The sequence below is a fragment of the Flavobacterium sp. 3HN19-14 genome (genome assembly GCF_051373205.1).
Taxonomy (GTDB): Bacteria; Bacteroidota; Bacteroidia; order Flavobacteriales; family Flavobacteriaceae; genus Flavobacterium.
Window position 1 is genome coordinate 1,301,133 of sequence record NZ_JBPPZT010000001.1, and the last position, 26,849, is coordinate 1,327,981.

27 protein-coding genes, 1 tRNA gene and 3 pseudogenes are annotated in these 26,849 nt (G+C 41.0%); 23 read left to right on the forward strand and 8 right to left on the reverse strand.

The features are described 5' to 3' along the window. Positions 1-70 precede the first annotated feature (70 nt). From ACSLFW_RS06795 to ACSLFW_RS06805, 3 genes are read left to right on the forward strand one after another with little or no spacing between them, the layout of a single operon-like run. Positions 71-781, forward strand: coding sequence for a hypothetical protein (locus ACSLFW_RS06795; RefSeq protein WP_436555147.1), 711 nt, complete (start codon positions 71-73; stop codon positions 779-781). A 14-nt stretch (positions 782-795) separates the two neighbouring features. Beyond that, a complete protein-coding gene (locus ACSLFW_RS06800) occupies positions 796-1,410 on the forward strand; it encodes a glycosyltransferase (RefSeq protein WP_436557390.1) in 615 nt (204 codons plus the stop codon). Continuing rightward, entirely contained in the window at positions 1,361-2,494 is a 1,134-nt protein-coding gene (locus ACSLFW_RS06805) for a hypothetical protein (protein WP_436555148.1), read from the forward strand. The genes ACSLFW_RS06800 and ACSLFW_RS06805 overlap by 50 nt, the downstream gene beginning before the upstream one ends. An 89-nt stretch (positions 2,495-2,583) precedes the next feature. On the opposite strand, the gene ACSLFW_RS06810 is transcribed toward ACSLFW_RS06805, so the two are convergent. Together ACSLFW_RS06810 and ACSLFW_RS06815 are read right to left on the reverse strand one after the other, a co-directional pair. Continuing rightward, complete coding sequence (locus ACSLFW_RS06810; protein WP_436555149.1) at positions 2,584-3,732, reverse strand: 8-amino-7-oxononanoate synthase; 1,149 nt, start codon at positions 3,730-3,732, stop codon at positions 2,584-2,586. A 67-nt stretch (positions 3,733-3,799) separates the two neighbouring features. Further along, complete coding sequence (locus ACSLFW_RS06815) at positions 3,800-4,270, reverse strand: DUF1761 domain-containing protein (protein ID WP_436555150.1); 471 nt, start codon at positions 4,268-4,270, stop codon at positions 3,800-3,802. 239 nt (positions 4,271-4,509) lie between these two features. Here ACSLFW_RS06815 and ACSLFW_RS06820 point away from each other — a divergent pair. Together ACSLFW_RS06820 and era are read left to right on the forward strand one after the other, a co-directional pair. Further along, positions 4,510-4,582: transfer RNA gene (locus ACSLFW_RS06820), tRNA-Met, on the forward strand. 59 nt (positions 4,583-4,641) lie between these two features. Then, the gene (gene era, locus ACSLFW_RS06825; RefSeq protein ID WP_436555151.1) at positions 4,642-5,523 is read left to right on the forward strand and encodes a GTPase Era; all 882 of its coding nucleotides are present in this window, start codon (positions 4,642-4,644) and stop codon (positions 5,521-5,523) included. Between the two features lie 70 nt (positions 5,524-5,593). On the opposite strand, the gene ACSLFW_RS06830 is transcribed toward era, so the two are convergent. Continuing rightward, the gene (locus ACSLFW_RS06830) at positions 5,594-6,289 is read right to left on the reverse strand and encodes a hypothetical protein (RefSeq protein ID WP_436555152.1); all 696 of its coding nucleotides are present in this window, start codon (positions 6,287-6,289) and stop codon (positions 5,594-5,596) included. A 260-nt stretch (positions 6,290-6,549) separates the two neighbouring features. Between ACSLFW_RS06830 and der the strand changes: the two are divergent. From der to ACSLFW_RS06850, 4 genes and pseudogenes are all read left to right on the forward strand, one after another. Beyond that, positions 6,550-7,859: pseudogene (gene der / locus ACSLFW_RS06835) on the forward strand (ribosome biogenesis GTPase Der). A 189-nt stretch (positions 7,860-8,048) separates the two neighbouring features. Further along, the gene (locus ACSLFW_RS06840) at positions 8,049-8,810 is read left to right on the forward strand and encodes an alpha/beta hydrolase-fold protein (RefSeq protein ID WP_436555153.1); all 762 of its coding nucleotides are present in this window, start codon (positions 8,049-8,051) and stop codon (positions 8,808-8,810) included. After that, the gene (locus tag ACSLFW_RS06845) at positions 8,746-9,417 is read left to right on the forward strand and encodes an alpha/beta hydrolase-fold protein (RefSeq protein WP_436555154.1); all 672 of its coding nucleotides are present in this window, start codon (positions 8,746-8,748) and stop codon (positions 9,415-9,417) included. Before ACSLFW_RS06840 ends, ACSLFW_RS06845 begins: the two co-directional genes overlap by 65 nt. Before the next feature lie 208 nt (positions 9,418-9,625). Next, complete coding sequence (locus ACSLFW_RS06850; protein WP_436555155.1) at positions 9,626-12,415, forward strand: outer membrane beta-barrel protein; 2,790 nt, start codon at positions 9,626-9,628, stop codon at positions 12,413-12,415. A gap of 118 nt (positions 12,416-12,533) precedes the next feature. Here ACSLFW_RS06850 and ACSLFW_RS06855 read toward each other — a convergent pair whose 3' ends face one another. The 5 genes and pseudogenes from ACSLFW_RS06855 to ACSLFW_RS06875 all read right to left on the reverse strand — a co-directional run bounded on the left by ACSLFW_RS06855 (position 12,534) and on the right by ACSLFW_RS06875 (position 15,739). Next, positions 12,534-13,355, reverse strand: coding sequence for a TPM domain-containing protein (locus ACSLFW_RS06855; protein ID WP_436555156.1), 822 nt, complete (start codon positions 13,353-13,355; stop codon positions 12,534-12,536). Then, positions 13,352-13,789, reverse strand: a complete 438-nt coding sequence (locus ACSLFW_RS06860; RefSeq protein ID WP_436555157.1) for a TPM domain-containing protein — start codon at positions 13,787-13,789, stop codon at positions 13,352-13,354. Before ACSLFW_RS06860 ends, ACSLFW_RS06855 begins: the two co-directional genes overlap by 4 nt. Before the next feature lie 3 nt (positions 13,790-13,792). Further along, a complete protein-coding gene (locus ACSLFW_RS06865; RefSeq protein ID WP_436555158.1) occupies positions 13,793-14,374 on the reverse strand; it encodes a LemA family protein in 582 nt (193 codons plus the stop codon). Positions 14,375-14,434: 60 nt separating this feature from the next. Then, positions 14,435-14,767 carry a MerR family transcriptional regulator gene (locus tag ACSLFW_RS06870; RefSeq protein ID WP_436555159.1) on the reverse strand — a complete coding sequence of 111 codons (333 nt, stop codon included), beginning with the start codon at positions 14,765-14,767 and terminating at the stop codon, positions 14,435-14,437. Beyond that, a pseudogene (locus ACSLFW_RS06875) lies at positions 14,767-15,739 on the reverse strand (M23 family metallopeptidase). The gene ACSLFW_RS06870 and the pseudogene ACSLFW_RS06875 overlap by 1 nt, the downstream one beginning before the upstream one ends. A gap of 176 nt (positions 15,740-15,915) precedes the next feature. On the opposite strand from ACSLFW_RS06875, the pseudogene alaS reads away from it, so the two are divergent. The 14 genes and pseudogenes from alaS to ACSLFW_RS06945 all read left to right on the forward strand — a co-directional run bounded on the left by alaS (position 15,916) and on the right by ACSLFW_RS06945 (position 26,796). Beyond that, positions 15,916-17,278, forward strand: a pseudogene (gene alaS / locus ACSLFW_RS06880) (alanine--tRNA ligase). Then, positions 17,202-18,542, forward strand: a complete 1,341-nt coding sequence (locus ACSLFW_RS06885; RefSeq protein WP_436555160.1) for an alanine--tRNA ligase-related protein — start codon at positions 17,202-17,204, stop codon at positions 18,540-18,542. The pseudogene alaS and the gene ACSLFW_RS06885 overlap by 77 nt, the downstream one beginning before the upstream one ends. A gap of 142 nt (positions 18,543-18,684) precedes the next feature. Continuing rightward, positions 18,685-19,413 carry a hypothetical protein gene (locus tag ACSLFW_RS06890; RefSeq protein WP_436555161.1) on the forward strand — a complete coding sequence of 243 codons (729 nt, stop codon included), beginning with the start codon at positions 18,685-18,687 and terminating at the stop codon, positions 19,411-19,413. A 29-nt stretch (positions 19,414-19,442) separates the two neighbouring features. Then, positions 19,443-19,838 carry a GSCFA domain-containing protein gene (locus ACSLFW_RS06895; protein ID WP_436555162.1) on the forward strand — a complete coding sequence of 132 codons (396 nt, stop codon included), beginning with the start codon at positions 19,443-19,445 and terminating at the stop codon, positions 19,836-19,838. After that, a complete protein-coding gene (locus ACSLFW_RS06900) occupies positions 19,762-20,388 on the forward strand; it encodes a GSCFA domain-containing protein (RefSeq protein ID WP_436557391.1) in 627 nt (208 codons plus the stop codon). The genes ACSLFW_RS06895 and ACSLFW_RS06900 overlap by 77 nt, the downstream gene beginning before the upstream one ends. 159 nt (positions 20,389-20,547) lie before the next feature. Further along, positions 20,548-21,102: a hypothetical protein gene (locus ACSLFW_RS06905; protein ID WP_436555163.1), complete on the forward strand. Its 555-nt coding sequence runs from the start codon at positions 20,548-20,550 to the stop codon at positions 21,100-21,102. A 233-nt stretch (positions 21,103-21,335) separates the two neighbouring features. Next, positions 21,336-21,623, forward strand: coding sequence for a hypothetical protein (locus ACSLFW_RS06910; RefSeq protein WP_436555164.1), 288 nt, complete (start codon positions 21,336-21,338; stop codon positions 21,621-21,623). A 65-nt stretch (positions 21,624-21,688) separates the two neighbouring features. Further along, on the forward strand, positions 21,689-22,210 hold the full coding sequence (locus tag ACSLFW_RS06915; protein ID WP_436555165.1) for a tetratricopeptide repeat protein: 522 nt from the start codon (positions 21,689-21,691) through the stop codon (positions 22,208-22,210). Positions 22,211-22,266: 56 nt separating this feature from the next. Continuing rightward, positions 22,267-22,869, forward strand: coding sequence for a tetratricopeptide repeat protein (locus tag ACSLFW_RS06920; protein ID WP_436555166.1), 603 nt, complete (start codon positions 22,267-22,269; stop codon positions 22,867-22,869). Beyond that, positions 22,815-23,633: a sensor histidine kinase gene (locus tag ACSLFW_RS06925; protein ID WP_436555167.1), complete on the forward strand. Its 819-nt coding sequence runs from the start codon at positions 22,815-22,817 to the stop codon at positions 23,631-23,633. The genes ACSLFW_RS06920 and ACSLFW_RS06925 overlap by 55 nt, the downstream gene beginning before the upstream one ends. Next, positions 23,630-24,655, forward strand: coding sequence for a tetratricopeptide repeat protein (locus ACSLFW_RS06930; protein WP_436555168.1), 1,026 nt, complete (start codon positions 23,630-23,632; stop codon positions 24,653-24,655). Before ACSLFW_RS06925 ends, ACSLFW_RS06930 begins: the two co-directional genes overlap by 4 nt. Further along, positions 24,610-25,428: a sensor histidine kinase gene (locus ACSLFW_RS06935; protein ID WP_436555169.1), complete on the forward strand. Its 819-nt coding sequence runs from the start codon at positions 24,610-24,612 to the stop codon at positions 25,426-25,428. Before ACSLFW_RS06930 ends, ACSLFW_RS06935 begins: the two co-directional genes overlap by 46 nt. Before the next feature lie 105 nt (positions 25,429-25,533). Continuing rightward, positions 25,534-26,181, forward strand: coding sequence for a response regulator (locus ACSLFW_RS06940; protein ID WP_436555170.1), 648 nt, complete (start codon positions 25,534-25,536; stop codon positions 26,179-26,181). A gap of 84 nt (positions 26,182-26,265) precedes the next feature. Beyond that, positions 26,266-26,796 carry a DUF6252 family protein gene (locus ACSLFW_RS06945; RefSeq protein WP_436555171.1) on the forward strand — a complete coding sequence of 177 codons (531 nt, stop codon included), beginning with the start codon at positions 26,266-26,268 and terminating at the stop codon, positions 26,794-26,796. The last annotated feature ends 53 nt before the right edge of the window (positions 26,797-26,849 follow it).

A 26,849-nucleotide genomic window follows, 5' to 3' on the forward strand; every position in this document is an offset into this window, starting at 1 on the left:
ATTATGAAAACGGCAGCTGTTGATGTCGTTTTTGCAATTAAAAATTAATACAAAAGATAATACGCAAACTATGAAAACCACATTAATAAAACCGAATCGACTTTCAACTGTGCGCTCTGTAAACGAGATTAAATTTCCGCTGAGAAAAGGTGAATTGCCGCAAGTTTTATTCATCACGAGCTTTCCGCCGCGACAATGTGGCATTGCAACGTATTCTGAAGATTTGATTGCGGCTATGAATGCGAAATTCCATCATTCATTCGATATTAAGATTTGCGCGCTTGAAAATGAAAATGAGCGCCACCATTATGATAATGATGATGTAGAATATATTTTAGATACTTCACATGAAAATTCATTTGTAGATCTGGCTGCGGAAATCAACCAGAATGATAAAATCCAGCTGGTTGTAATCCAGCATGAATTTGGATTTTATGCTAAAAACGAAGCTGATTTTATCAACTTCCTGATTGCGCTCGAAAAACCTATTTCTATCGTATTCCATACGGTATTGCCAAATCCGAACGAGCACTTCAAGCAAAACGTCATCGAAATTTTAAAACACGTGCAGTCGGTAATCGTAATGACCAACCACGCAGCGTCTTTATTGGTAAGTGATTACGGATATGACAATGATAAAATTACAGTAATCGCACACGGAACGCACTTAGTAGCGCATGCCGACAAAGATGCACTGAAAAAGAAATATGGTTTTGAAGGTCGTGAAATATTATCGACTTTTGGATTATTAGGGCCGGGAAAAGTATCGAAACGACTTTAAGAGCGCTTCCTGCGATTGTTCGTACCAAACCTGAAGTTTTATTCCTGATTATCGGGAAAACGCATCCGACACTTGTGAAAGAGCAAGGCGAAAGCTATAGAAATATGCTCGAGACGATGGTAGAATCTTTGGGTTTACAGGATAATGTGATGTTCATCAATAAATATGTCGAGTTAAATGAGTTGTTGGAATATTTACAACTTACAGACATTTACCTTTTTACGTCTAAAGATCCGAATCAAGCCGTAAGTGGTACTTTTTCTTATGCAATGAGCTGCGGCTGCCCGATTATTTCGACGCCGATTCCGCATGCGAAAGAAGTTTTAGATGGTGATACCGGAATTTTATTCGATTTCGATAACTCCGACCAATTGGCCGCGGCTGTAAATCTTTTGCTTTTCGATGTGAAAAGAAAAAAAGAAATCATCCTGAATGGATTGCATAAAATTACGCCGACATCTTGGGAAAATGCCGCTGTAGCACATGCGAAATTGTTTGAAGAACTGATGAAGAATTCCGAAACAGAAAGCAGATTTACACTACAGGAATCCGGAAATCAATCTCGAGCATTTCAAGAAAATGACAACCGACTTCGGGATGTTCCAGTTTGCGAAAATCAATCAGCCTGACGTAAATTCAGGATATACGCTTGACGATAATGCGCGCGCGATGATTGCCATCGGGCAGCATTATAAATTGACATTCGAAGAATCAGATTTGACTTACATCCATATTTATCTTGATTTTATTGAGTATTGCCAGCAGGCAGATGGAAAATTCCTGAATTATGTGGATTTCAATAAAAATTTCACCGATCAAAATGCTGTCGACAGCTTAGAAGATTCAAACGGACGTGCAATTTGGGCATTGGGATATATCATTTCATTAGGCCACATCCTGCCGGAAGAAATCCTGATAAAAGCGAAAATGGTTTTTCATAAAGCTATTTCAGGATGTTGCAACGACTTCGACTCAACACGCGCGATGGCCTTTATCATCAAAGGGTTGTATTATTATAACCGCCACGAGAAACATACAGAAGTGCGTAAATACATAAAAGTATTGGCTGATAAAATCGTGCAGATGTACCGCCACGAAAGTAGTGCCGACTGGAAATGGTTCGAAAGTTACCTCACCTACGCCAACAGCGTAATTCCGGAAGCAATTTTATGCGCCTATGCCGTAACTGGTGATTTCGTTTACCGCGATATTGCAAAAGAGTCATTTGATTTCTTGCTTAAAAATACCTTCAGCGAAAATGCGATAAAAGTGATTTCGAACAGAAGCTGGATGCTGAAAGGCGAAGAACGTGAAGATTTTGGCGAACAGCCAATTGATGTGGCCTATACGATTATCGCTTTGCGGAAATTCCACGATATATTCAAAAATCCGATGTATGTTGATAAAATGGAAATCGCCTTCAATTGGTTTTTGGGGAACAACCACCTGCAGCAAATCATTTACAATCCGTGTACGGGAGGCTGTTATGACGGGCTCGAAGAAAATTGCGTCAACCTGAACCAGGGCGCCGAATCGACGATAAGTTACCTGATGGCGCGATTGATGATCAATAAACACCTGAGCAACGATGAAGATGAAGACGATGATGAATATTCTGAATCCAATCCGGCGCTTAGTGCCATAAAAATGAAAAAGAATGTTTTGTATCTGAATAAAAAGAAAATTGCGCTGAAAAGAAAAAACCATCGGTGAGAATCGGTGGTTTTTATTTGAGTCGAAAGTTGAAAGTCAAAAGTCGAAAGGAGCACATAGACTTTAATCTTTCGACTTTGGACTTTCGACTATTTAAAAGGATTGCGTTCTTTCCATTCCGTTTTCGGTTCTAAGTAATCAAATATTTTGGCAATCCTTTTGTTGATTTGCTTGTTTCGATGTTGAATTAAACCATACATTTCAATCGGTTGTGCACCAACAGAGCTTTTGATTTCTAATGCTGTCCTGGCAAATATTACCTGGCAAAAACCTTTGTTGACAGAATAAGCAATCATGTCATACAACATATTTAAATAAAGCATTTTTTCTTTTTGCACGCTATCATCATACCCCAAAAAATACGTGTCCATCGTGTTGCCGTTTTTAATAAGTGTATTAAAGCCGATTAGTTTTTCTTCGACGAAATACCCATAAAAAAGAAATTGGTCTTTGAGCAATCGCTTGAAAGTACTGAAGTGATTTTTCGCAAGCAGAAACGTATTGAATGGCGCATTCCGGGCTACATGCATGTATAATTTATAAATAGTTTCCTCAAAAGCGATAATATCTTCAAGGTGCATTTTTCGTTTTTCGATGCCTTCAGATTTCTTGCGCGCACGTTTGTACTGGTCGCGGTATTTTTTCGAAAGCGCATTGATGTAATCCTGTTCTGATTTCCAATTCGGGTCGATGGTGAAAACCATATTCGGCTGTATTGTAAACTTATAATAATCAGCATATCCGGCTTTTTTGAAACCTGCTGTTTCTTCGGGCAAAAAATCCTTGAAAGTCGTAATATGTACGGTGAGTTTTCTTTTTTTGAATAATTTCTTCACCGATTCCGATGCGGCTTTTAATGCCGATAACGCCTCGGTTTTGTTGATTTTTTCATCAAAAGAAAAGGCATTCTGGCCTGTCAGCATATTATTTCCGATGAATAAAACGTGTGAAGCGAAAGTCTTGAAGATGAAATTCCGAACGGAAGTGCGAATGCAGCGGTCGCGTTCGCCGAAAGATTCGAGTTTATTCAAATCGAGAAATTGTGAAAGCGCAATGCCAACAAGCTGTTCCTCTTCAAATAACCCGATAAAATGACAGGTCATATTTACCGGCGCTGATTTTTCAAGCACTTCGAGGTAATCGCGCGTAAGGAAAATGTTGCCGTCCGATAGGGCGTTCCAATTTTCAGGAAGCGCCGCGGCAGTTTCAAATATTTTATGGGAAATCGTTGTTTTCAAATGAAAAAAAATCGCCCTGCAAAAGTAGGGCGATTATATTGATTTTGTAAAAATGAATCGTTAATAATTATTTCCAGCCGCAAACGATAGCACCAATAATAATCATACATGCAATCCAGTAACCGGCATTTATGAAAATGTGCGTCCAGGATTTTCTTTCAAATAATCCGTTAACAGCTACAATAGGTAAGGCGATGAAAATGCCTGACATTGTTCCGTGAAATGCTCCGTGTTTGAATGTACGGAAGGCGTCTCCATAATCAGCCATAAAAGCGGCATATGATGGTTTGATGCCCGGAAGTGACGGGTCGCCGCCAATCATTCCCAACGCGCCGAATTGGTGAATGGTAAGCATTTGCATGACAAAAGAAAGCATAAAAGTGAAAAGGAATGTAAATCCGAAGATTTTAAACATATTACCGCCTTTCATTTCTTCTTCGGTGAATTTGTTTTCGCGCATCCAGGCTTTGCCGAAAAGCAGTTCCGTACCATAAAAAGCCAACGACAAATGTTGACAACGCTGCAACCAGTACAGCAATCCAGTTGATTTCCATAATATATGTTTTTATTGTTTGTTGCTCAAATGTAGCGAAATTTCTTAAGGAAATTTAAATTCCAAAATTTAAATCCCAAATTACAAACGCTTAAACTTCAAATATATGGCGTTTTAAAAATTGTCTTTTTGGATATTATTTGGTGTTTGTGATTTGTCATTTGGAATTTTTCGTAAAAACCCTTGCATTTACAAATATTGGTTGTATATTTGCACCCGAACATCGCGGGATAGAGCAGTAGGTAGCTCGTCGGGCTCATAACCCGAAGGTCACTGGTTCGAGTCCAGTTCCCGCTACTAAAATCACATTAAAGCCATTCAGAAATGAGTGGCTTTTTTCTTTAAAAGCTGTTGCTATGGATCACAAAGCAGGATTCGTCAATATCATCGGAAACCCGAACGTAGGAAAATCAACTTTAATGAATGCCTTTGTTGGCGAGCGCTTGTCTATCATCACTTCAAAGGCGCAAACGACGCGCCACAGGATTCTCGGAATTGTCAATGGCGACGATTTTCAGGTAATTTTGTCTGATACGCCCGGTATCATCAAGCCTGCTTATGAAATGCAGGAATCCATGATGAATTTCGTGAAATCGGCTTTTGAAGATGCAGACATATTGATTTATATGGTCGAAATTGGAGAAAAGGATTTAAAAGACGAGGCGTTTTTCAATAAGATCGTTCATGCGAAGATTCCGGTTTTGCTGTTGCTCAATAAGATTGACAATTCGAACCAGGAACAACTCGAGGAACAAGTAGCTTTCTGGACGGAAAAAGTGCCGAATGCAGAAATCTTTCCGATATCGGCATTGCAGAATTTTAATGTTCCAGAGGTTTTCAGCCGTATCATTGAACTGTTGCCGGCTTCCCCGCCTTACTATCCGAAAGATACACTGACCGACAAGCCCGAACGTTTTTTCGTGAATGAAACTATCCGTGAAAAAATCCTCTTAAACTACAACAAAGAAATCCCGTATGCGGTAGAAGTAGAGACGGAAGAATTCCTTGAAGATGACGACATCATCAGGATCCGTTCGCTGATTATGGTCGAACGCGACACGCAGAAAGGCATCATCATCGGCCACAAAGGCGCAGCGTTGAAGAAAGTAGGCATTGAATCGCGTGCCGATCTTGAAAAGTTCTTCGGCAAGCAAATCCATATTGAATTGTATGTGAAAGTGAATAAGAACTGGCGCAGCAATGAGCGGCAATTGAAGCGGTTTGGGTATAATCAGTAATGCCTGAGTTTTTGAAAATAATATAGCCCGGTTTGTGCCGGGCTTTTTTATGGATTATGTTTTGTTTTTGTCAGAAAGCGGAGCAATCAACATTGTATTCAAGATTAAGTGTGTCGAGGCTCGAGTGCAGTATTTCTTTCCGGATGTGGAAGTCGGCATTCGACGAACCTGTGACGTAATGAAACTGTAACTGCACATCGGCGTCAGGTTTTGTGGGCATATAAATAATCGTATCTAGTGCAGGTTCTGAAAATGTAGATTGCCATCCGAAAATATCAGTCCCGATAACTTCGTTGTCGACACGAAGCGGCGAATGGTTATTGTTGGTAATGTGCAGGTTGAGTTTCAGGATTGCGGGCTTCCAAGCGTTGATGTTGCGGATGTTGAGCGCGCCTTTGGTCATCGCGCCTGAAATACCGGAATCTTCGGAAATGTAAGGTGCATCATAATTTTCGTCAATGCCATATTCCTTGTCGGCGGCGGCTTCAAAAGTAATTTCATAATTTCCATTGGCGTCTGTCAGTACAGATGCAACAATTTCGGCACAGATGTAGGTACCGCCGTCGCTTCCCTGGCAAATTTTAGAACTCTCGACGGCGATTTTGTAATTCGCTACAGGAATACCCCGTTGCATATCGGCGACATGGCCTTTGACGGTTGTCGTAAATGTTTGCGGTGTGTCGTCATTTTCGGCGGAACAACTGAAAAGCAGGGCTGAAAGCAGTGCCATACAAGTCGAAAGTATGGTATATTTAATTGGTTTCATCGGTTTTAGGTTTGTATTATAACGTTGAAGTTGCCGGATTATTTTGGTAAATATGCAGAAGACAATTAAGCGTTCAACAAATTTGCTTAATAATTGCAGGCTTTAGAATAATTATCTGTCCATTTCTAAATATTTCCAAAAGTATTTTGTGGCATGTAGAAATTCATAAAAGACTTAATTTTCACCTCCCGCCAAAAAAACCTACCTTTGCACCCACACGAGGCCATTTAAGGCCGAACTGACGAAGTAAATAAAATACAATGAACAACATAGTAGCCATAGTTGGCCGTCCGAATGTAGGAAAGTCAACGCTGTTTAACAGGCTGATCAAAAGAAGGGAAGCGATTGTCGATTCGGTTTCAGGGGTGACCCGTGACCGCAATTACGGCAAGAGCGAATGGAATGGGAAAGAGTTTTCGGTAATCGATACGGCGGATATGTGCGCGGGTCGGAAGACGTTTTCGAAGGCGAAATCAGGAAACAGGTCGAGCTCGCCATTGACGAGGCCGATGTGATTATTTTTGTCGTTGACGTTGAGGAAGGCATCACGCCGATGGATGACGCCGTGGCAAAATTACTGCGCAAAGTGACCAAGCCGGTTTTACTGGCCGTGAATAAAGTAGACAATGCAATGCGCGAGAAAGACGCCGTTGAATTTTATAACCTCGGACTCGGCGATTATTATACGTTCGCAAGTATTTCCGGAAGTGGAACAGGTGAATTGCTTGATGCGCTGATTGATGCTTTTCCGGTAAAGCCGGAACCTGTTCAGGAAGAAGTCGAGTTGCCGCGTTTTGCCGTTGTAGGCCGTCCGAATGCAGGGAAGTCGAGTTTCATCAACGCATTGATTGGGCAGGATCGCTATATCGTGACCGATATTGCAGGAACGACGCGCGATGCCATCGATACAAAATTTGACCGTTTTGGTTTCGAATTCAACTTAGTTGATACTGCGGGAATTCGCCGTAAGGCAAAAGTGAAAGAGGATTTAGAATTTTATTCGGTGATGCGTTCGGTGCGTGCTATTGAGCACGCTGATGTTTGTATCCTGGTGATTGATGCTACACGTGGTTTTGAAGGGCATGACCAGAGTATTTTCTGGCTGGCTGAAAAGAACCGCAAAGGCGTTGTTATCCTCGTCAATAAATGGGATCTGGTGGAAAAAGATACGATGTCGACGCGCGATTATGAAAATAAAATCCGTGAAGAATTGATGCCGTTTACCGATGTGCCGATTTTATTCGTTTCTGCACTTACGAAACAACGTTTGCTGAAAGCGCTTGAGGCATCCGTAAAAGTTTTCGAGAGCCGCAGCCAAAGGATTCCGACTTCAAAATTCAACGACTTTATGCTGAAAGTGATTGAGGGCTATCCGCCGCCATCGCTCAAAGGAAAATACGTGAAGATTAAATATTGCATGCAATTGCCAACGCCAACGCCACAATTTGTGTTTTTTGCAAATTTGCCACAGTATGTGAAGGAGCCTTACAAGCGTTTCCTTGAAAATAAGATCCGGGAACAGTGGGATTTTTCGGGCGTTCCGATTGATATTTATATTCGGGAGAAGTAGTGATCGGTGTTCAGTCAGTGTTCGGTGATCAGTTTTTCAGATTGACATATAGAAACCGGTAATTTGATTGCCGGTTTTTTTGTTTAATACAAATTGCATTAATTTCCACAGATTTAATTCGTGTTTTTGCTTTTCACAACCAAAATTTCTTTCCTTACCTAAAAACAATACATTTGTAAAAAACAGCAGATGAAAAAACTATACTTTTTGTTTCTTTTCCCATTAATAACTTCGGCACAGGTGACGATTAAGGTGACTTCGATTCCGTCGAATACGCCGGTCGGTGCAGATGTATATATCGCTGGCAGCATCAATTCGTGGAATCCGGAAGATACGTCTTATATATTGCAGCCTGATGGACTCGGCAACCGACAAATTGTAATTCCCGAAGGCAGCGGCACGGCAGAATTCAAATTCACACGCGGCAGCTGGGGCACTGTTGAAGGCAATGCGACAGGCGGCTATCTTCCCAACCGTACTTTTACTTTCACAGGAACGCCGCAAACCATCAACCTTACGATACAATCCTGGGAAGATACGGGCGGTACCGGAACAAGCACTGCAGCTTCGAATGTACAAATGCTGAACAGCGCTTTTTATATGCCGCAACTTGATCGTAATCGCAGGATTTGGCTGTATTTGCCACCTGATTATAATTCGACCACCAAAACATACCCGGTTTTGTACATGCAGGACGGGCAGAATTTATTTGATAATATGACGTCTTTTGCAGGCGAATGGCAGGTTGATGAAACGCTCAATACCTTATTTGCCAACGGTGATTATGGTGCGATTGTAGTCGGAATCGACAATGGCGGCGGCGAAAGGCTCAACGAATATTCACCATGGATAAACCCGAATTACGGCGGCGGTGACGGTGATGATTATGCAGATTTTTCTGGCGGAAACACTGAAGCCTTACATCGATTTAAATTATCGTACAAAACCTGAGGCTTCGATGAATGCTTTGATTGGAAGTTCGATGGGCGCGCTGATTGCGACTTACGGCGCGTGCGAACATCCGGAAGCTTTCAGGAAAGTGGGGTCGATGAGTCCGGCCTATTGGTTTGCTTTGTCATCGATGGAAAGTTATTTGTCGAATGTGGCAGCACTTGAAAACCATCGTATGTATTTTGTTGCAGGCACGAATGAAGATTCAGATATGGTTCCTGATATCAATTCAGTGCGTGATGATTTACTCGCTGATGGATTGGCTGCATCGAATGCCCATACGAAATTCGACACCTACGGCACACATACCGAAAGTTATTGGCGCGGCGAATTTGGCGCTTTATACCAATGGCTTTTTGCAGAAGAGAATCTGTCAGTTGAAAATCCGATAGTCATTACACCGAAAATTATGCAGAGCGTTTCAGGGAAATTATTTGTTGAAGGAATTCCAACTGCAACACAATTTCAAATTGTGGATATGCTTGGGCAAACCGTACAAAAAATACAGTTATCTGATGGTTTTTCTGAATTGCCGGATGGATTGGCGAAAGGAAGCTATCTTTTAATTAATACTTCTGTTAAACCTGTTCGGGTTATAAAAAAATAGGTTTTGGTTTAGGGTAAAAGGCATAGGGTTCAGGAAAACTACATTCTTGAACCCTGCCCCTTTACCCTGAACCCAAATTCCATACAAAAAAGCAACGACTTTTTTTTGCAAAAATCAATTTGTTAATCTTTCTGTAAGAAATTATTTCATTAAATACTAAATCACTTATTTCGCGGTTAATAATTACAACCTAAAACCTAACCAATCTATGACCAGAATTTATCTCTGCCTTGTATTTTTGTTCCTCGCCTTTACTTCATCCGCACAGAGTTCTATTACCATCAAAGGGAAAATCATCGAGGAAAATTCGAAACTCCCTTTAGAATCTGCTACCATTTACATCACTTCTTCGAAGGATTCAACGATTGTTGATTATACGATTTCGGGTAAAAATGGCACTTTCCAGCTTACAACGAAAAAAATCAAACAGCCGGTTTTCCTGAAGGTTTCGTTCGTCGGTTTCCAGGATTACAAACAGGAAATCACTGAACTTTTAGCCGATAAAGATTTCGGTACGATTGCCGTAAAAGAAAGCGCGAAAGACCTCAATGAAGTTGTTGTCAAAAGCGAAGCGCCGCCAATTCGCATCAAGCAGGATACACTCGAATTCAACGCATCGTCATTTAAAGTGCGCGATGATGCCAATGTCGAAGCTTTGCTGAAACAACTTCCCGGCGTTGAAATTTCGCCTGAAGGCAAGATAAAAGTCAACGGAAAGGAAGTCAACAATATTCTCGTGAACGGAAAGCCATTTTTCGGGAAGGATGGCAAAATTGCGACGCAAAATCTTCCTTCTGAAATCATTGATAAAGTTCAGATCACAGATACGAAAACCAAAGAAGAAGAACTTTCGGGACAAGCGGCAAGTTCCGATACGAAAACCATCAACCTGACGATCCAGAAAGACATGAACAAAGGATTGTTCGGGAAATTCGGCGCCGGAAAAGGGTCGAACGACCGGTACGAAGCCAGTGGCCTTATCAATTATTTTAAAGATGAGCAGAAATTCAGTTTTCTCGGCGGTTCCAATAATGTGAATTCGATCGGCTTTTCGATGGATGAGATTTTTGATTCCATGGGTGGCGGAAGGAACGTATACATGAGCAACGACGGCAGTTTTAGTATTGACGGGCAGCAATTCGGCTCCGGAAACGGGATTACGCTTTCGAGTATCGTCGGACTGAATTACGCAGACACCTATCTCAAGAAAATCGAGACGAGCGGCAGTTATTTTTATACGAATGCCAAAACCAGCAACGTTTTTAAAAACCGGACGCAAAGGTTTATTGCTGCAACAGCAACAGAACCTGCTAAATCTTATATATCGGAATCAGAAGGTAATTCCGATAGGTTCAGCGACGGGCATAACCTGAATTTTGATATTCAATATAAAATAGATTCACTGACGACTTTGTCCATTCGTCCGAAATTATTGAAGAACAGGGCGCAAAGTAAAAGTGTATCGGCAAGCTCGGCGACAAATGACATAGGGCTTGTGTACCGAAGCAGCGGCGATAATGATTCGAATAATAACTCGGAGAGTTTTGAAAATGAGATGTACCTGAACCGAAAATTCAAGAAAAAAGGCAGAAGCTTAGGTGTTGCTTTTAACAATACCAACAAGAAATCTGATGCTAATTCGACGATTAATTCTGAGACATTTTATTTTCAGGATCCGGATAAAGACGATGATTTTCGCCACCAGCGGGCTAATGACGCTACGAAGCATGATGAATATTACAGCCGCATCGGCTACTCTGAACCGATTACCGATTCATTAAGTGTGACTATCAGGACGGCATTCAACTGGAAGAAAAACAGCGTCGACAAAAATACGTTCAATCGCGATGGTTTGACCAATCAGTATACGACTTATGTCGATACGCTGTCGTATGGGTTGAATGGGAAGTCGACAAATATCACGCCTTCAGTCGGGTTGACATTGAGGAAGAAAAAATATAGTTTCGGAATGACGCTTGGTTCGGTTTTTACGACTTATAAAACAAGCCAACTTTATAAAGGCAATACAACGGCGATGGACAAAAATTATGTTTATGCTGATGCAGACGGATGGTTGAATTACAATATCGACAAATCTAAATCGGCGTATGTTTATTATAACTATGATGTGGAATTGCCGAGCGTTGAACAACTTTTTATTGTTGATAAGACGCAGCCATTGTCACAGATTTTAGGGAGTGCAGATTTAAAACCCGCGAAGAGGCACAATATTTACCTCAATTATAACAACTATGACTGGGCGACAAAATCGGGTTCTTATTTTTACGGAGGTGCTAATTTTCAGGAGCAGGAAATCATCATGGCGAGTAAACTCGATGAGCAAAACCTTGTCAACGTGATGACTTATAAAAACATTGACAATACGTTCAATGTGTTTTTAGGTTTCAACCTTAGTAAATCAATCAAGAAAGAGCAGCATAAATTCACTTATGATTTTGGTATGAATGATGGTTATACGTTGAGTAAAGGCCTTACCAACAATAGCTTATTCCAGTCAAAGAGCTTTTATTTTGAGCCGAATGCACATCTTACATATGAGTATGGCGAGATTCTGACATTTCAGCCATCTTATAATTATACGTATAACATTACGCATTTTTCTAATTATTCAATCGATAAATCTTCAACTTTCAGGCATGTTGTTAAGGCAGAAACGACTGTGAAATGGAACCATGTGGTATTCGGGAATGACTTCGGATATACCTACAATTCGAACATTGCGGACGGATTTAAGAAAGATTTTTACCTGCTGAATGCAAGTCTGGGTTATAACTTCTTCAAAGATAAATTGCTCGCAAAAGTGAAGGTTTACGATATATTAAACCAGAATACCAATGCCACACGCAGCATTTCTCCGGAAGCGATTACTGATATGCAGAACACCGTTTTAAAACGCTATGTGATGTTTTCGCTTTCGTATAAAATTGAAAAATTCGGCGGGAAGAAGAAAAACCCTTGGGAAATGGGGGAGGAGTAGTGTTCGGTAATCAGTGCTCAGTCATCGGACAGGGCGCCGTAACCAGCCTTCAAAATAATTTATAAAAGAAAAGCCGGAAGCAATATTACTTCCGGCTTTGTTGTTTTTATTTAGAACATTAAACATTAAACACTGAACACTGAATCACCAGCTTCCGCTCGAACCGCCGCCGGAAAAACCTCCGCCGCCAAATCCGCCGCCGAAACCTCCACCTCCTGAAGAGCCACCGCCAAATCCGCCACCGAAACCTCCTGAACCACGGCTGCTTCAGACTACCGATTATCATTCCGGTAAGGAAATCACCTCCCCCTCCGAAACTATTTCCGCGTCCGCCACCGCCACGTCTGTTGCGACTGATGATTGCAAAAATGATGATCGCGATAAAGATTAAAATCGCAAACGGGAATTTTCCGCCTGAATCACTTTTTCTTTCGCCTTTATATTTTCCTTTAAGTGCATCAAAAATTGCATCAGCGCCTTTGTTCAATCCGTTGTAATAACTTCCTGCCTTGAATTCTGGCGTAATCGTATTTCGTATAATTTCACCACAAATACCGGCAGTAAGTCTTTCCTCTGCACCATAACCGGGATGAAGAGCGATTTTTCTGTCATTTTTGGCTACGAGTATGAAAACACCATTGTCTTCATTCTTTTGACCAATTCCCCATTTTTGTCCCCAGTTCGTTGCAAGCTGATCTATGTTTTCGCCTTTGAGGTCATCGATAGTAATAACGACAATTTGCGTGGTAGTTGAATCAGAATAACGAATCAGCTTTTCTTCCAAAGCTGTTTTTTCGTCAGCGTTTAGCAGATTGGCATAATCATAAAGACTTGTCTGTAGTTTTGGTATTTCAGGAATCTGGAATTGCGCCTGAGCAACCTGAGTAAAAATGGCACTGACAAGGAATGTCAGCAACAGATATTTTAGTTTTTGTATCATTCTCCTCTGGATATTTCGTTAGACAATTCATCCTGATCGTCATCCTCACAAGGAAAATAGCGTTGCAATTCTTTACCGGCACGTGCAATTCCTTCGATAAGACCTTGCTTGAAATCACCGTTTTTAAAATGCCCGGCCATGACTTCTTTGGTTGTGTCCCAAAAATCATCACCTACAATATCGTCAATGCCTTTATCGCCACAAACTACGAATGCTTTGTCATCCACAGCGAGATAAATCAGAACACCGTTTTTGAGTGCAGTTTCATCCATCTTCAATAAGCTGAAAACTTCTTTGGCGCGTTCAAAAGTGTCCATCGAAGTGGTTTTTTCGATGTGTACGCGAATTTCGCCTGAAGTTTCTTTTTCAGCAAGACGAATGGCCGCTACGATTTCCGATTCTTCGGTTTCTGTCAGAAATTTGTTTTCAGACATCGTTTAGAATTTTACTTCTACCGGTTTGTCGGCACCTTCAACAGATTTGAAAAACGCCTTTTCTTTATAGCTTCCCAAGACAAGATTATTTGGAGTTTTAAGAACATAGCCGTTGTAAGCTTCAACCGACTCGTTGAATCTCGTTCTTGCGGTAAGAATCTGGTTTTCCGTACTGGCCAATTCGTCCTGCAATTTCAGGAAATTAGAGTTGGCTTTTAATTCAGGATATTTTTCTACAGTGACTAAAAGCCTTCCCAATGAACTTGTAACGCCGCTTTGTGCCTGGCTGTATTGTGCCAGTTGTTCAGGAGTAATGTTAGTTGGGTCAACCGTTACAGAAGTCGCTTTAGAACGCGCTTCGATTACTGCGGTTAAAGTAGATTTTTCAAAATCGGCAGCTCCTTTTACGGTATTTACAAGATTGCCGATGAGGTCGTTGCGTCGTTGGTAAGCGGCATCAACATTTCCCCATTCTTTTCCTGTCGCCTGACTGTATTGCAACGCTGTGTTTTTTACACTGATAACCCAAAAAACGAGGATTAATACGATTCCTCCAACGATAATCCAAGGCAAAAATTTTCTCATGATTTTATTTAATTTACTGGTTGTTTTTAATATTTGAAATTGAATTTTTGATATTGAGTTTTACAGCTGATTTTTAATGTTAGTCAGTTGTACTTTAATACCTTCGAGCTTGCTGATAATTTCGAATTTATCAAGTGTTTTTTTCTGGCCTTCCTTCAAATGCGTTTTTGCGCCTTCGAGTGTAAAGCCGCGTTCTTTTACCAAATGGTAAATCAGTTGCAGATTTTTGACATCTTCAGGTGTGAACATCCTGTTGCCTTTGGCGTTTTTCTTAGGTTTCAGGATGTCGAATTCCTTGTCCCAGAAACGGATCAATGAGGCATTTACGTCGAAAGCCTTGGCCAGTTCGCCAATGCTGTAATATCTTTTGTCAGGTGAAAGGTTGATTTGCATTAGTCGAGTGCTTGGTTTTCCTGGTGAGCTAATTTAGAGATGGCAATGTATTCTGCCGCCGAAATATTTCCGTAATAAAAGTTCAATGGGTTCACGACTTCGCCGTTTTTGTGCACTTCATAATGCAAATGCGGTGCCTCGGATCTTCCGGTGCTGCCCACATAGCCGATGATGTCGCCACGTTTGACGCTTTCTCCGGCGCGCACTTTGTATTTGCTCAAATGTCCGTACAAAGTCTCATAGCCAAAGCCATGCCTGATGACGATGTGATTGCCGTAACCTGACGCGGTGTTATCTGCGCGTTCTACAACGCCATCTCCGGTTGCGAAATCGGAGTCCCGGTCTTTGCGGTAAAATCCATTCCGGCGTGAAATTTCCTGATTTTGGTAAATGGGTCGCTTCTGTAACCGAATCCCGAAGCCATCGCTTTGAGGTTTTCATTTCTTACAGGCTGAATAGCCGGAATCGCCAATAACAATTTCGCTTTCTCCTTCGCCAGTTTCATGATTTCGTCAAGCGATTTGGATTGTACGACGAGTTCTTTCGAAAGTACATCAACGCGTTTTGAAGTGTTGATGACGAGTTCAGAATTGTTGTAACCTTCGAGTTCCTTATATCGGTTGACGCCGCCAAATCCGGCTTTTCGCTGTTCATCGGAATTGCCGATGTGTTGAAATATACGCGGTATAGATCGTTGTCTCGCTCTTCGAGATTCGCCATTACTTCATCAATCTGGTCCATTTTATTGAGGAGATTGTAACGGTATTGCAAATTGTCGATTTCACGCGCCTGCAAACGGTCTTTCGGTGTTTCAAAAAATGGCGTGTTGAGCAAAACGATGAAACTCAAAGTTCCGAACAACGCCGAAGCCAGCAAAAACAAAGCGATATAACCAAATCGCTTTCTTTTTTTTACCGTAATTTTCCGGTATGCCAGATTTTCAGAATCGTAGTAATATTTTACTTTAGACATATTTTAAAAAGTCCTATTTTTGTGCCTGCTTTAAAAGCAATCATTGGTTATACGAACAAAATTATAAAATGTTTCAATTTACGGAAACAAATTAAAATATCGGGGTTTGAGTTGGGGAACTTCTGCGCAAAACAGGCAACTTTCGACTTTCGACTTTCGACTTTAAACTTTACTACATGAAATCGCAAGACATCCGCAAGCAGTTTTTAGAATTCTTTGAAAGCAAAGGCCACCTGATCGTGCCGTCTGCGCCAATCGTTTTAAAAGACGATCCGACGCTGATGTTCAACAATTCGGGAATGGCGCAGTTCAAGGAATTTTTCCTCGGTAACGGAACGCCGAAAAGTAAACGTATTGCCGATACGCAAAAATGCCTTCGCGTTTCAGGAAAACACAATGACCTTGAAGATGTTGGTTTTGATACCTACCACCACACAATGTTCGAAATGCTCGGCAACTGGTCTTTCGGCGATTATTTTAAGAAAGAAGCCATCAACTGGGCATGGGAATTATTGACGGAAGTCTACAAAATCGATAAGGATATTTTATATGTAACCGTTTTTGAAGGCAGCGAAGAAGAAAACGTGCCGTTCGACCAGGAAGCATACGATATCTGGAAAAGTTTAATTTCAGAAGACCGCATTTTACTCGGCAACAAAAAAGACAATTTTTGGGAAATGGGCGACGACTTGCGCGCTGCCCTTGTTCTGAAATCCACGTGGATATCCGCTCTGCGGAAGAAAAAGCACAAATTTCAGGGAAGGATTTAGTGAATAACGACCACCCGCAAGTCGTTGAAATCTGGAACAACGTTTTCATGGAATTCAACCGCAAAGCCGACGGTTCACTCGAAAAATTACCGGCACAGCACGTTGATACAGGAATGGGTTTCGAGCGCCTTTGCATGGTTTTGCAGCACACAAAATCAAATTACGACACCGATGTTTTACACCGCTTATCGCGAAAGTAGAAGCGATTACGGGAACGAAATATACGCCCGGAAAAGCGTCAGAAGCAGAAGAAAAAATCAATATAGCGATCCGTGTTATCGTTGACCACGTGCGTGCGGTTGCTTTTGCAATTGCAGATGGACAATTGCCGTCGAATACGGGTGCCGGTTATGTAATCAGAAGGATTTTACGCCGTGCGATCCGTTACGGATTTACCTTCTTGGATAAAAAAGAACCATTCATTTTTGAATTGGTTGATGTTTTAGCGAAGCAAATGGGCGATTTCTTCCCGGAAATCCGTCAGCAGCAATCGTTGGTTACGAATGTCATCCGTGAGGAAGAAACATCATTTTTAAGAACTTTAGAGCAGGGATTACAACTGCTTGAAAATGTCGTTTCGCAAACTTCAGGAACAGCAGTTTCAGGCGAAAAAGCATTCGAATTGTACGATACATTCGGCTTTCCAAAAGATTTGACGGCGCTGATTCTGAAGGAAAAAGGCATGTCGTTCAATGAAGAAGATTTTGATAAGGCAATGTCTGCTCGAAAAAACCCGTTCGCGTGCCGCATCAGAAGTTTCAACCGATGACTGGACGATTTTAGTCGAAGGGAACACCGAATCTTTCGTAGGTTACGACCAACTCGAAAACGAAGTCAGAATCACGCGCTACAGAAGAATCGACAGTAAAAAAGACGGTGTTTTATTCCAGATTGTATTGAATGCAACGCCATTTTATCCGGAAGGAGGAGGGCAGGTTGGCGACCGCGGCATTCTCACATCTGCTAACGAAACCATCGAAATCACCGATACAAAAAAAGAAAATAACCTGATTTTACATTTTGCAAAACAATTGCCTGAGAATTTAAATGGCAGCTTTATCGCAAAAGTGAATTCAGAGACAAGAGCGCATTCGCAAAGCAATCACACCGCAACGCACTTGTTGCACCAGGCTTTAAGAAGTATTCTGGGTACACATGTTGAACAAAAAGGCTCGCTCGTTTCGCCAAATTATCTGCGTTTCGACTTTTCGCATTTCGCGAAAGTTACGGATGAGGAATTAAAGCAGGTTGAAACTTTCGTAAATGCAAAAATCCAGGAACACCTGCCTTTGGTAGAGAGAAGAAATATCCCGATGCAGCAAGCAATTGACGAAGGCGCAATGGCTTTATTCGGTGAAAAATACGGCGATTCGGTTCGCGCTATCCGTTTTGGTGAAAGCATTGAACTTTGCGGCGGGACACACGTAAAAAATACCGCCGAAATCTGGCATTTCAAGATTTTAAGCGAAGGTGCCGTTGCTGCCGGAATCCGCAGGATTGAAGCCATTACGAATGACGCGGTGAAGAATTATTTCAACCAGCAGGAAAAAACGCTTGGTGAAATCAAGGAAACCCTCGAAAACCCGCAGGATGCTGTGAAAGCTGTGAATTCATTACAAGATGAAAATACGAAACTCAAAAAGCAAATCGAACAATTGCTCAAAGAGAAAGCTAAAAATATGAAAGGTGAATTCGCCTCTCAGTTACAGGAAATCAACGGCGTAAAATTTCTCGCCACAGAAGTTGATTTAGATGCGACGGGCGCTAAAGATTTAGCTTATGAACTCGGCACTTTGGGTGATAATTTATTTATTGTTTTCGCCACTTCAACCGATGAAAAACCAATGTTGACGTGTTATATTTCAAAGGAAATAGTGGCATCAAAAGGCTTGAATGCAGGGACTGTCGTAAGAGAACTCGGAAAATTCATCCAGGGCGGCGGCGGCGGACAGCCATTCTTCGCAACCGCAGGCGGAAAAGATGTTGACGGAATTCCTGAAGCATTGGAAAAAGCAATTGATTTCGTAAAATAACCGACGCAAAATCAAATTTTATAAATTTTTAAAATCCCATATCTGCGGCAATCGTAAATGTGGGATTTTATTTTTTTGCACTTTGCTGAAGATTCAAAATAATTGCTATTTTCGCCTCACTTAAAACCATAACTGAAACAAAATGAAAAAATTACTTTACCTGTTCAGCTTCGCAGCCATTGTATCATCATGTACCGGCAACAATGATGACGGGCCTTCCGCAACTGAAGATTTCCTGATTAAAAAAATCGTATTTAACGACGGTGAAACAACTATTACTTCGAAAATTTCGTACAATGACCATAAAATTACGGGAACGGTTGATTCCGATGGAACACACACCGTTGTTACCTACACTGGCGATTTGATTACGAAATGGGAGTCTTTCTTCGGCAATCAGGTTGTTGAACGCGAAACTTTCGAATACAATGCGCAGGGGCAACTCACAACTTATACTGATATCGAATTTGAAGACGGTTACGGCGAAAAATTTGAATATACGCACAACAGCGACGGCACAATTTCTTTTGATCGTTTTTACGGCGATGCGAATGCGCAGGATACCTTTGAGTTTTCAGGAAGAATCTACGCCGACAAATTAGAGCAATACAGCACTGATCCCGATTTGCCAACCACAACTACAACTTATGTTTTTGACAGCAAGAACAACCCGTTCATGAACATTACCGGATATGGTAAAATCGCTTTTGCAGCCGGTCAAAATTTAAATTATATGAATAATATTGTTGAGGAACGATATAACGGGACACTTTACAACTCAAGCACTTTTACATACAATTCCCATGATTTTCCGGTAACAGAAACAGAAACTGAAGAAGGCGAAACGTACACCACCAAATATTTCTATTAAAATCAGTAAGTTTGTGCAAACGAACTTTCATGCAATTCAGAACCCAAATACCCATTTCAAGAAGTAGCAATCCGATTGGCTATGATTCAAAAGTGGTGTCTTTGGGTTCTTGTTTTGCGGTGAATATCGGCGAGAAATTCCGGTATTTTAAATTACAGAATGTGACCAATCCTTTTGGGATTTTATTCCACCCGATTGCGATTGAAAAGTTGATTGATTTTGCCCTTTCGGGAAAAGAATTCGGCGCAGATGACATCTTTTTCACAACGAATTATGGCATTGCTTCGATGCACATTCGGAAATCAGTCATCCGGAAAAGAGTCGCTTCTGGAAAACCTCAACCGTATAATCCAGGCAGCGAAGCAACAAATAACCGAATCTACTCATATTGTCATTACACTTGGAACGGCGTGGACTTATCGTAAAATCGATTCCCAAAATCTGGTTGCGAATTGCCATAAGGTGCCGCAACAGCAATTTTCCAAAGAATTGCTTTCGCCTGAAACCATCAAAAATAGTCTTGTCAATATCACAGCAAAGGTAAAGTCTGTAAACTCGAATTGCCGATTTATTTTTACAGTTTCACCGGTGCGTCACATCAAAGATGGTTTTACGGAAAACCAATGGAGCAAATCCAACCTGATTACGGCCGTTCACCAAGCGCGGCAAGTATTGGATGAAATTGACTATTTTCCGTCTTACGAAATCATGATGGATGAACTGCGCGATTACCGTTTTTATGCCGAAGACATGCTGCATCCGAACCAGACAGCAATTGATTATATCTGGCAAAGGTTTTCGGAAAATTATCTTACTTCGGAAGCGCTGGCTTTTTCGACCGAGATAGATGCCGTCCAAAAATCATTACTCCATCGCCCTTTCAATCCGGAAACAGAACAGCACCAACAATTTTTGTCGAAACTGCAACAGAAAATTAATGCGATTCAGGAAAAATACCCGCAGATTGCATTTTGAAGAAATAATTCTTTTTTTAAAAAAACGTTATTTCTAAAGGCTTTTTAAAATATTTTATTTGATAATTTCTACGCAAAACTGATAAATACGAATAATGCCGTATTTCCTGATGTTTGAATTCGCCATAGGTTTGCCCTATAACTTCAAACATTTAAAAACATGAAAAATTTAAAAAAATTCGGATTTGTGGCTTTCGCAGCCATGGCATTAGTATTATCAGCTTGTAGCGGCAGTGACGATGACGGCGGTAGCGGAAGCTCTTTGGCGACTTACATCAATGCAAAGGTTGACGGCGTTCAGTTTAAAACTACTTCATTCAACGGACAATCTGCCGGTATCGCAACCAAGCAAGGAAGCGGAGACCAACAGTTAATTGCCATTTCCTGCACAGATGCTTCGGCAGTTGGCGATATGGAATTTAACGGAATGCAGGTTATCCTTATCGGGCAGGTTGCAGCCGGACAAACCTACCAGATCAGCCCGACCTCACAAAGTATTTTGGCTTACACCATCAATACCAATGGCGGTGGCAGCAACAATAACACTGAATGGGATACTGACAATTGCGATGGTGCGACAGGAACTGTGACTGTAACTTCATTGAGCGATACCAAAATCGAAGGTACTTTCAGTTTTACAGGTAAAAAAGAAAATGACTGCAGTTCACAGAAAGTGGTTACCAATGGTTCTTTCAGAGGAACTTTCGCGAACTAAGAAGAAATCAAAATCTAATAAGTTTTGGTAGTTGGAAAGGGCTGCAGATTTATTCTGTGGCCTTTTTTTAGGCTTTGGGATTTTGAGAATATAAGATTCGGTGTAAAAATCCTGCGGTCTCACTGTCTTCCAATCTTCCCGACTTTCTCAAAATACGAAAAACAGCGTATTTGTTCCCTTCATTTTTTAAGCCAAATTTGAATCTTACATTACATCCACTAAATGTCTGAGCCATGCTTAATTTCCTGATTTTTTTATCGCTATTGCTTACCGGAGTTATTTTTTACCTGAACTACAGGTTTTATATGGATCGCCGAAAATTCAACTCGAGGATAAAAACACTCGAAGATTTCATCCTCCAGATTAACAAACAGCACGCGATACAAAACAATCAGCTGCAGCTTTCTGACGATATGCGCGAGAAAATCAAATCGGTCAATACGGCACTCAGCAATGATATTTTCGACCTGAACCACGAGATGTTTGAAATCTTATCGCGCAACAACCTGCTCAACAAATAATGCTTTTTTTCTTTTATAATTTAAATATCGTTAAATTGACGGCGTATTTAAATGCCAAATTACTTATGAAAAATGCTTTAGCAATGTTTGCCCTGCTGCTCCTGTTTTCTTCGTGTGAAAAGGAAAAAGTACAGCCCAAAACCGCAGTTTCAGGACAGAATGAGCAACAAATCCTCAACTGGTACAAATACCGTTATGACGCTTCGAATGTGGAAACGGATTCGCTGACATCATACGCCGTAAAAATGAAAAAAGCAGCGGTTAATGAATCAAACGAATACAAAGCTCTGGCCGCAATCATGAGCGGGACGGCACATGGATATGCCTCTTCATACGAACTGGCGCTCAAAGATTTTGAGAAGGCCTACCAACTCGTCAAAAACACCAAAACCGATACGCTCAAAGCCGTATGCCTGCTGGGGATAGGAAATTATTATAAAAATACAGGTGAATACCCAAAGGCGCTCGGGAATTACTATAAGTCATTAAAAATTTACGAAAAAATAAATGACCGCATCGGGATTGCCGACGCACATGCCCATATCGGTGAAGTTTTTCAACAGCGAAGTGACATGGATGGGCCATAGACAACCTCAAAATCGCTTTAAAAACGCTCGAAAATAATAAGACCAATCATATTTATTTGTACGCTGCACACAGCCTCGCCAACGTTCTAGGTATGTCAGGTGATTTTAAAGCCGCTCTCAAAATCGATGAGGAATGCATCAAAATCACAAATGAAATCAATTCGCCTCGGTTAAAATCGCCATTCTTCGATAACAAAGCGCATTGTTATATGTATACCAATTCGCTTGACAGTGCGAAATATTATTTCAATGAATGCCTGAAAATTGATATCGCCAGCGGCAATAAAAAGCAAATCGCAGATTCCTACAGCAATTTGGCTTACCTGTCAATGTTTACTAAAGAATACAAGACCGCCGAAGAGCAGATTTTTAAAAGCATCGATTTACTCAAGCAGATAAAAAACCGGCATAACCTTGCCAAATCGTATGACATTCTAGCCGATATTTATCAATCGCAAGGCGAATTTCAAAAAGCATTCAACGCCTACAGGATGTTTCATGACGAATGGAAATTGCTGATTGACGAAAAGAAAGTCGCTTCGCTCGCAGAATATAAAATCGTTTACGATACCCAGAAAAAGAAAAACAACTCGCAGAAAATAAGGTGCAGCTGCTCGAGAATGAAGCCGATTCCAAGCAAAAAACCACAACCATCGTGATGCTTTCACTTTTGATTTTATTTTTAGGCGTAGTCGGTTTTATGATCCAGCGCCAGCAAAGGCTCAGGAACAACCAGCGCGAACAGGAATTTCAATTGAAAACTGCAATCTCACAAATCGAGACACAGAATAAACTTCAGCAGCAACGACTCAGCATTTCACGGGATTTGCACGACAATATTGGTGCGCAGCTTACTTTTATAATATCTTCTGTAGATACCGTAAAATATGGCTTTAATGTAGATGAAGATACAAAACTTGGCAACCGGCTTGACAAAATCAGCGATTTTACGAAATCGACAATCATCGAGCTTCGCGATACGATTTGGGCGATGAATAATAACGAGATTTCTTTTGAGGATTTGAGGGCGCGTATTTTCAATTTCATCGAAAAAGCCAAAATCGCGAAAGAAGACATCCATTTTAAATTCAATATTGCTGAAAATCTTGGCGATATCAAACTGAGTTCCATACAAGGAATCAATATTTACCGAACCATTCAGGAAGCAGTCAATAACAGCATCAAATATGCGCGTGCCAGTGAAATTTCGATAGAAGTAAGGCGTAATAATGCCAAAATAGAAATAGAAATTACCGACAATGGCAGTGGTTTCGACCTTGAAAACAATGGCGGCGGCAATGGATTGCTCAATATGAAAAGAGAATTGAAGATATCGGCGGAGTATTTTCGCTTCAATCTGACAGCAGCGGGACCAAAATCGATATTGCCGTTCCTGAAAAGATCAATACAGATTAAAAGATGAAAAAATCAGCTGTTTTATTTTTCGTAATGTTGCTCGTGCACCTTTCGTGGTCGCAGACAAAAACAGCCATTGATTCTGTTAACGGGATTCCGTTTGAGGTGAAGATTGCAAAAGCGGCAAGCCTGACATCCGTTTTCCTCAAAAATGCCGGCGATGCGCAAAAGATAAATTATAAATCCGAACTGGCAGACAGTTACAGCAACCTGAGCCTTGTTTATTACTATCTGGGAAAATATGACGAGAACGTTGCATATTCGCTGAAAGCCATAAAAATTTACGAGCAAACCAACCAGCAGGAAAAACTGGCGGGTCAATATGGCGAGCTTGGTTATATGATGAAACGCCGCAACATGGCAAAAGCGCAGGAATACATGTTGGTCGGAATGCGTATTTCTGAAAAGCGAAAATTCAATGTCGCGCTGATGAAAATCTATGATAATTACGGTGTACTGAAGGAAATGCAAAACCAGTTGGACAGCGCGTTATTTTTCTACAACAAAGCGCTTTCTATGAAAGAAGCCGGAAAAGACAGCCTTGGTATTCCTTACAGCCTTAATAATATTGCGGGAATTTACCTGATGCGGGAACAATATGCCGCGGCAAAACCCATTTATGAAAAAGTATTGAAAATCCGGCAATCACTCAATGCGCACATCGGAATCGCAGAAACCTATACCAGTCTTGGCGATTTGTATGCGATGCAGCAAAACCACAACGAAGCCATCGTTTGGTATAAAAAAGCTTTGGATATCGCAACACAATTCAGTTATATCAACCTGATGGTCAACAGCCATAAAATGCTGTCGGAACAATATGAATTATTGGGTAATGGCAATGAAGCTTTCCGGAATTATAAGCTTTATGCGCAGTTTAAAGACAGTTTATTAAACAAAGACACCAACACCAAAATCGCCGAATTGGAAGTGGAGTTTGAAACCAATAAAAGGAAAAGCAACTCGCAGAGAACAAAAACCAGTTGCTGCAGAAAGACATCCAGGTGCGCCAATCGCGATTTTTACTGATAATCATTGGCGTTTTTGCTTTTTTTATTGCGCTGATCGGTTATCTGGTTTTCCGCCAGCAGAAATTGAAAAACAAACAGCAGGAACAGGAATTTGAACTCAAATCTGCCATTACACAAATTGAAACCCAGAATAAATTACAGGAACAACGATTGGCGATTTCGCGCGATTTGCACGACAATATTGGCGCGCAATTGACTTTTATCATTTCGTCTGTGGATAATCTCAAATTCGGATTTAATACCGAAAACAGCAAGCTCGACAACAAACTAAAAACAATCAGCGATTTTGCGCAATCTACCATTGTTGAACTGCGCGACACGATCTGGGCGATGAACAATAATGCGATTACGTTTACCGATCTCAAGAACCGCGTGCTGAATTTTATCGAAAAAGCCAAAATCGCCAAAGAGGAAATCAGCTTTAGTTTTGACATCGACAAGGATTTTCAAAACCTCAAAATGACGTCGATTGTCGGCATGAACATTTACCGGGCGATTCAGGAAGCGGTGAATAATTCCATTAAATATGCACATGCGGGTAACATTTCAATCCACACCAAACACGTTGACAATACGATTGAAATTTATATTTCCGATGACGGACAAGGTTTCGACATAGTAACGACTGAAAAAGGGAACGGCCTTCAAAATATGAAAAAACGCATCGAAGGCATCCGCGGAAAATTCTCTTATTCTTCTGAAATTGGTAAAGGAACTACCATCAAAATTGTACTTCCGGAACCAAAAACAAATCCAACTTCAAATCTGTAAAAAGACTCAACTTCGTCGTTTTTTGTTAAAATACGTAATATGCCGTATTTTTTCGTGCCAATGATATCACCACATTTGTCAGACTAACACACCAAACCAATAGTCATGACCAAAGTTGTAATCGTTGACGATAATGTTTTTTTGCAGAAGGCCGTAGCCGAAAAACTTTCTTTTTTTGAAAACCTGTCCTGCAAATATACCGCGAATGACGGTTTAGACCTGATTGACAAGCTCGAGCTCAACCACAACATCGACCTTATTCTGATGGATATTGAAATGCCAAAGATGAATGGCATTGAAGCCACCGGAATCGTCAAATCGAGATATCCGCACATCAAAATCATCATGCTTACGATTTTTGATAATGATGAGAATATATTTAAATCGATTAAGGCGGGAGCCGATGGTTATCTGCTGAAAGACGTCAATCCGAAAGACTTGAACCAGGGGATTATTGAAACGCTCAACGGTGGCGCGACAATGACACCTTCAATTGCGCTCAAAACGTTAAAACTTTTCCGAAATCCTATCCAAATTGATCATCCCGGTTGCAATGATGAGGTAAAACTCACCACGCGCGAAATCGAAGTGCTCGAGCAACTCAGCAAAGGTTTGAAATACAACAACATCGCCGACAATCTTATTCTTTCACTTGGAACGGTGCGCAAACACGTAGAGAATATTTACGCTAAACTTCAGGTGCACAACAAGCTCGAAGCCATCCAAAAGGCCAAAAACAACAAAATAATCTAAAAAATAGGGCATTTGTCGTATTGATTCGCCTGACTGATAATCGCAATTTTGAACCCAAGTTAAACTAACAAAAATTTAATAAACATGAAAACAATTCTCTCAATTACAAGAATGAGCTTTTTAGCTCTGGCATTTATGGTAATCTCTTGCAGCGGCAGTGACGATGATGGCGGCGGCGGAACGGCAGCAAACGGCACAATTACTGCTAAAATCGGCGGTTCAGGATTTACATCTATGGCGGCAGCAACAACTGCAGTTAAAGTAGCGAATGGCAATGCGTTCACAATTTCACTTTCCGGAACCAATTCAGGAGGAAAAAACCTAAACATAGTAATGAACGGCATTGGTGCAACTACAGGAACTTATGAAATCGGGGGAGATAACCTGATCGCAATCGTTGCAAGTTATACTGAAGTAAACCTGAGCAACCCAATGGCAACAAAAATTTATGCTGCTCCGTGGGATGGCGGTGGCGTTGCAGGATCTGTAACAATTACTGAAATCACTGACACCAAAATCGTTGGAAATTTCCACTTTACTTCTAAAAACCAAAGCGACCAAAGCGACGTTAAAGAAATCACTAACGGTGGATTCAACATCAACTTCCAGAACTAAGGAATAAAAAAATTGCAGTATTACTGCAGGAAAAACCAATTTTGTTTGGGGTT

Coding starts and splice junctions, on each gene's coding strand:
- ACSLFW_RS06795 (WP_436555147.1), top strand. CDS start 71: ATGAAAACCACATTAATAAAACCGAATCGACTTTCAACTGTGCGCTCT.
- ACSLFW_RS06805 (WP_436555148.1), top strand. CDS start 1,361: ATGACAACCGACTTCGGGATGTTCCAGTTTGCGAAAATCAATCAGCCT.
- era (WP_436555151.1), top strand. CDS start 4,642: ATGGATCACAAAGCAGGATTCGTCAATATCATCGGAAACCCGAACGTA.
- ACSLFW_RS06830 (WP_436555152.1), bottom strand. CDS start 6,289: ATGAAACCAATTAAATATACCATACTTTCGACTTGTATGGCACTGCTT.
- ACSLFW_RS06840 (WP_436555153.1), top strand. CDS start 8,049: ATGAAAAAACTATACTTTTTGTTTCTTTTCCCATTAATAACTTCGGCA.
- ACSLFW_RS06845 (WP_436555154.1), top strand. CDS start 8,746: ATGCAGATTTTTCTGGCGGAAACACTGAAGCCTTACATCGATTTAAAT.
- ACSLFW_RS06850 (WP_436555155.1), top strand. CDS start 9,626: ATGACCAGAATTTATCTCTGCCTTGTATTTTTGTTCCTCGCCTTTACT.
- ACSLFW_RS06855 (WP_436555156.1), bottom strand. CDS start 13,355: ATGATACAAAAACTAAAATATCTGTTGCTGACATTCCTTGTCAGTGCC.
- ACSLFW_RS06860 (WP_436555157.1), bottom strand. CDS start 13,789: ATGTCTGAAAACAAATTTCTGACAGAAACCGAAGAATCGGAAATCGTA.
- ACSLFW_RS06865 (WP_436555158.1), bottom strand. CDS start 14,374: ATGAGAAAATTTTTGCCTTGGATTATCGTTGGAGGAATCGTATTAATC.
- ACSLFW_RS06870 (WP_436555159.1), bottom strand. CDS start 14,767: ATGCAAATCAACCTTTCACCTGACAAAAGATATTACAGCATTGGCGAA.
- ACSLFW_RS06885 (WP_436555160.1), top strand. CDS start 17,202: ATGAAGAAGATTTTGATAAGGCAATGTCTGCTCGAAAAAACCCGTTCG.
- ACSLFW_RS06890 (WP_436555161.1), top strand. CDS start 18,685: ATGAAAAAATTACTTTACCTGTTCAGCTTCGCAGCCATTGTATCATCA.
- ACSLFW_RS06895 (WP_436555162.1), top strand. CDS start 19,443: ATGCAATTCAGAACCCAAATACCCATTTCAAGAAGTAGCAATCCGATT.
- ACSLFW_RS06905 (WP_436555163.1), top strand. CDS start 20,548: ATGAAAAATTTAAAAAAATTCGGATTTGTGGCTTTCGCAGCCATGGCA.
- ACSLFW_RS06910 (WP_436555164.1), top strand. CDS start 21,336: ATGCTTAATTTCCTGATTTTTTTATCGCTATTGCTTACCGGAGTTATT.
- ACSLFW_RS06915 (WP_436555165.1), top strand. CDS start 21,689: ATGAAAAATGCTTTAGCAATGTTTGCCCTGCTGCTCCTGTTTTCTTCG.
- ACSLFW_RS06930 (WP_436555168.1), top strand. CDS start 23,630: ATGAAAAAATCAGCTGTTTTATTTTTCGTAATGTTGCTCGTGCACCTT.
- ACSLFW_RS06940 (WP_436555170.1), top strand. CDS start 25,534: ATGACCAAAGTTGTAATCGTTGACGATAATGTTTTTTTGCAGAAGGCC.
- ACSLFW_RS06945 (WP_436555171.1), top strand. CDS start 26,266: ATGAAAACAATTCTCTCAATTACAAGAATGAGCTTTTTAGCTCTGGCA.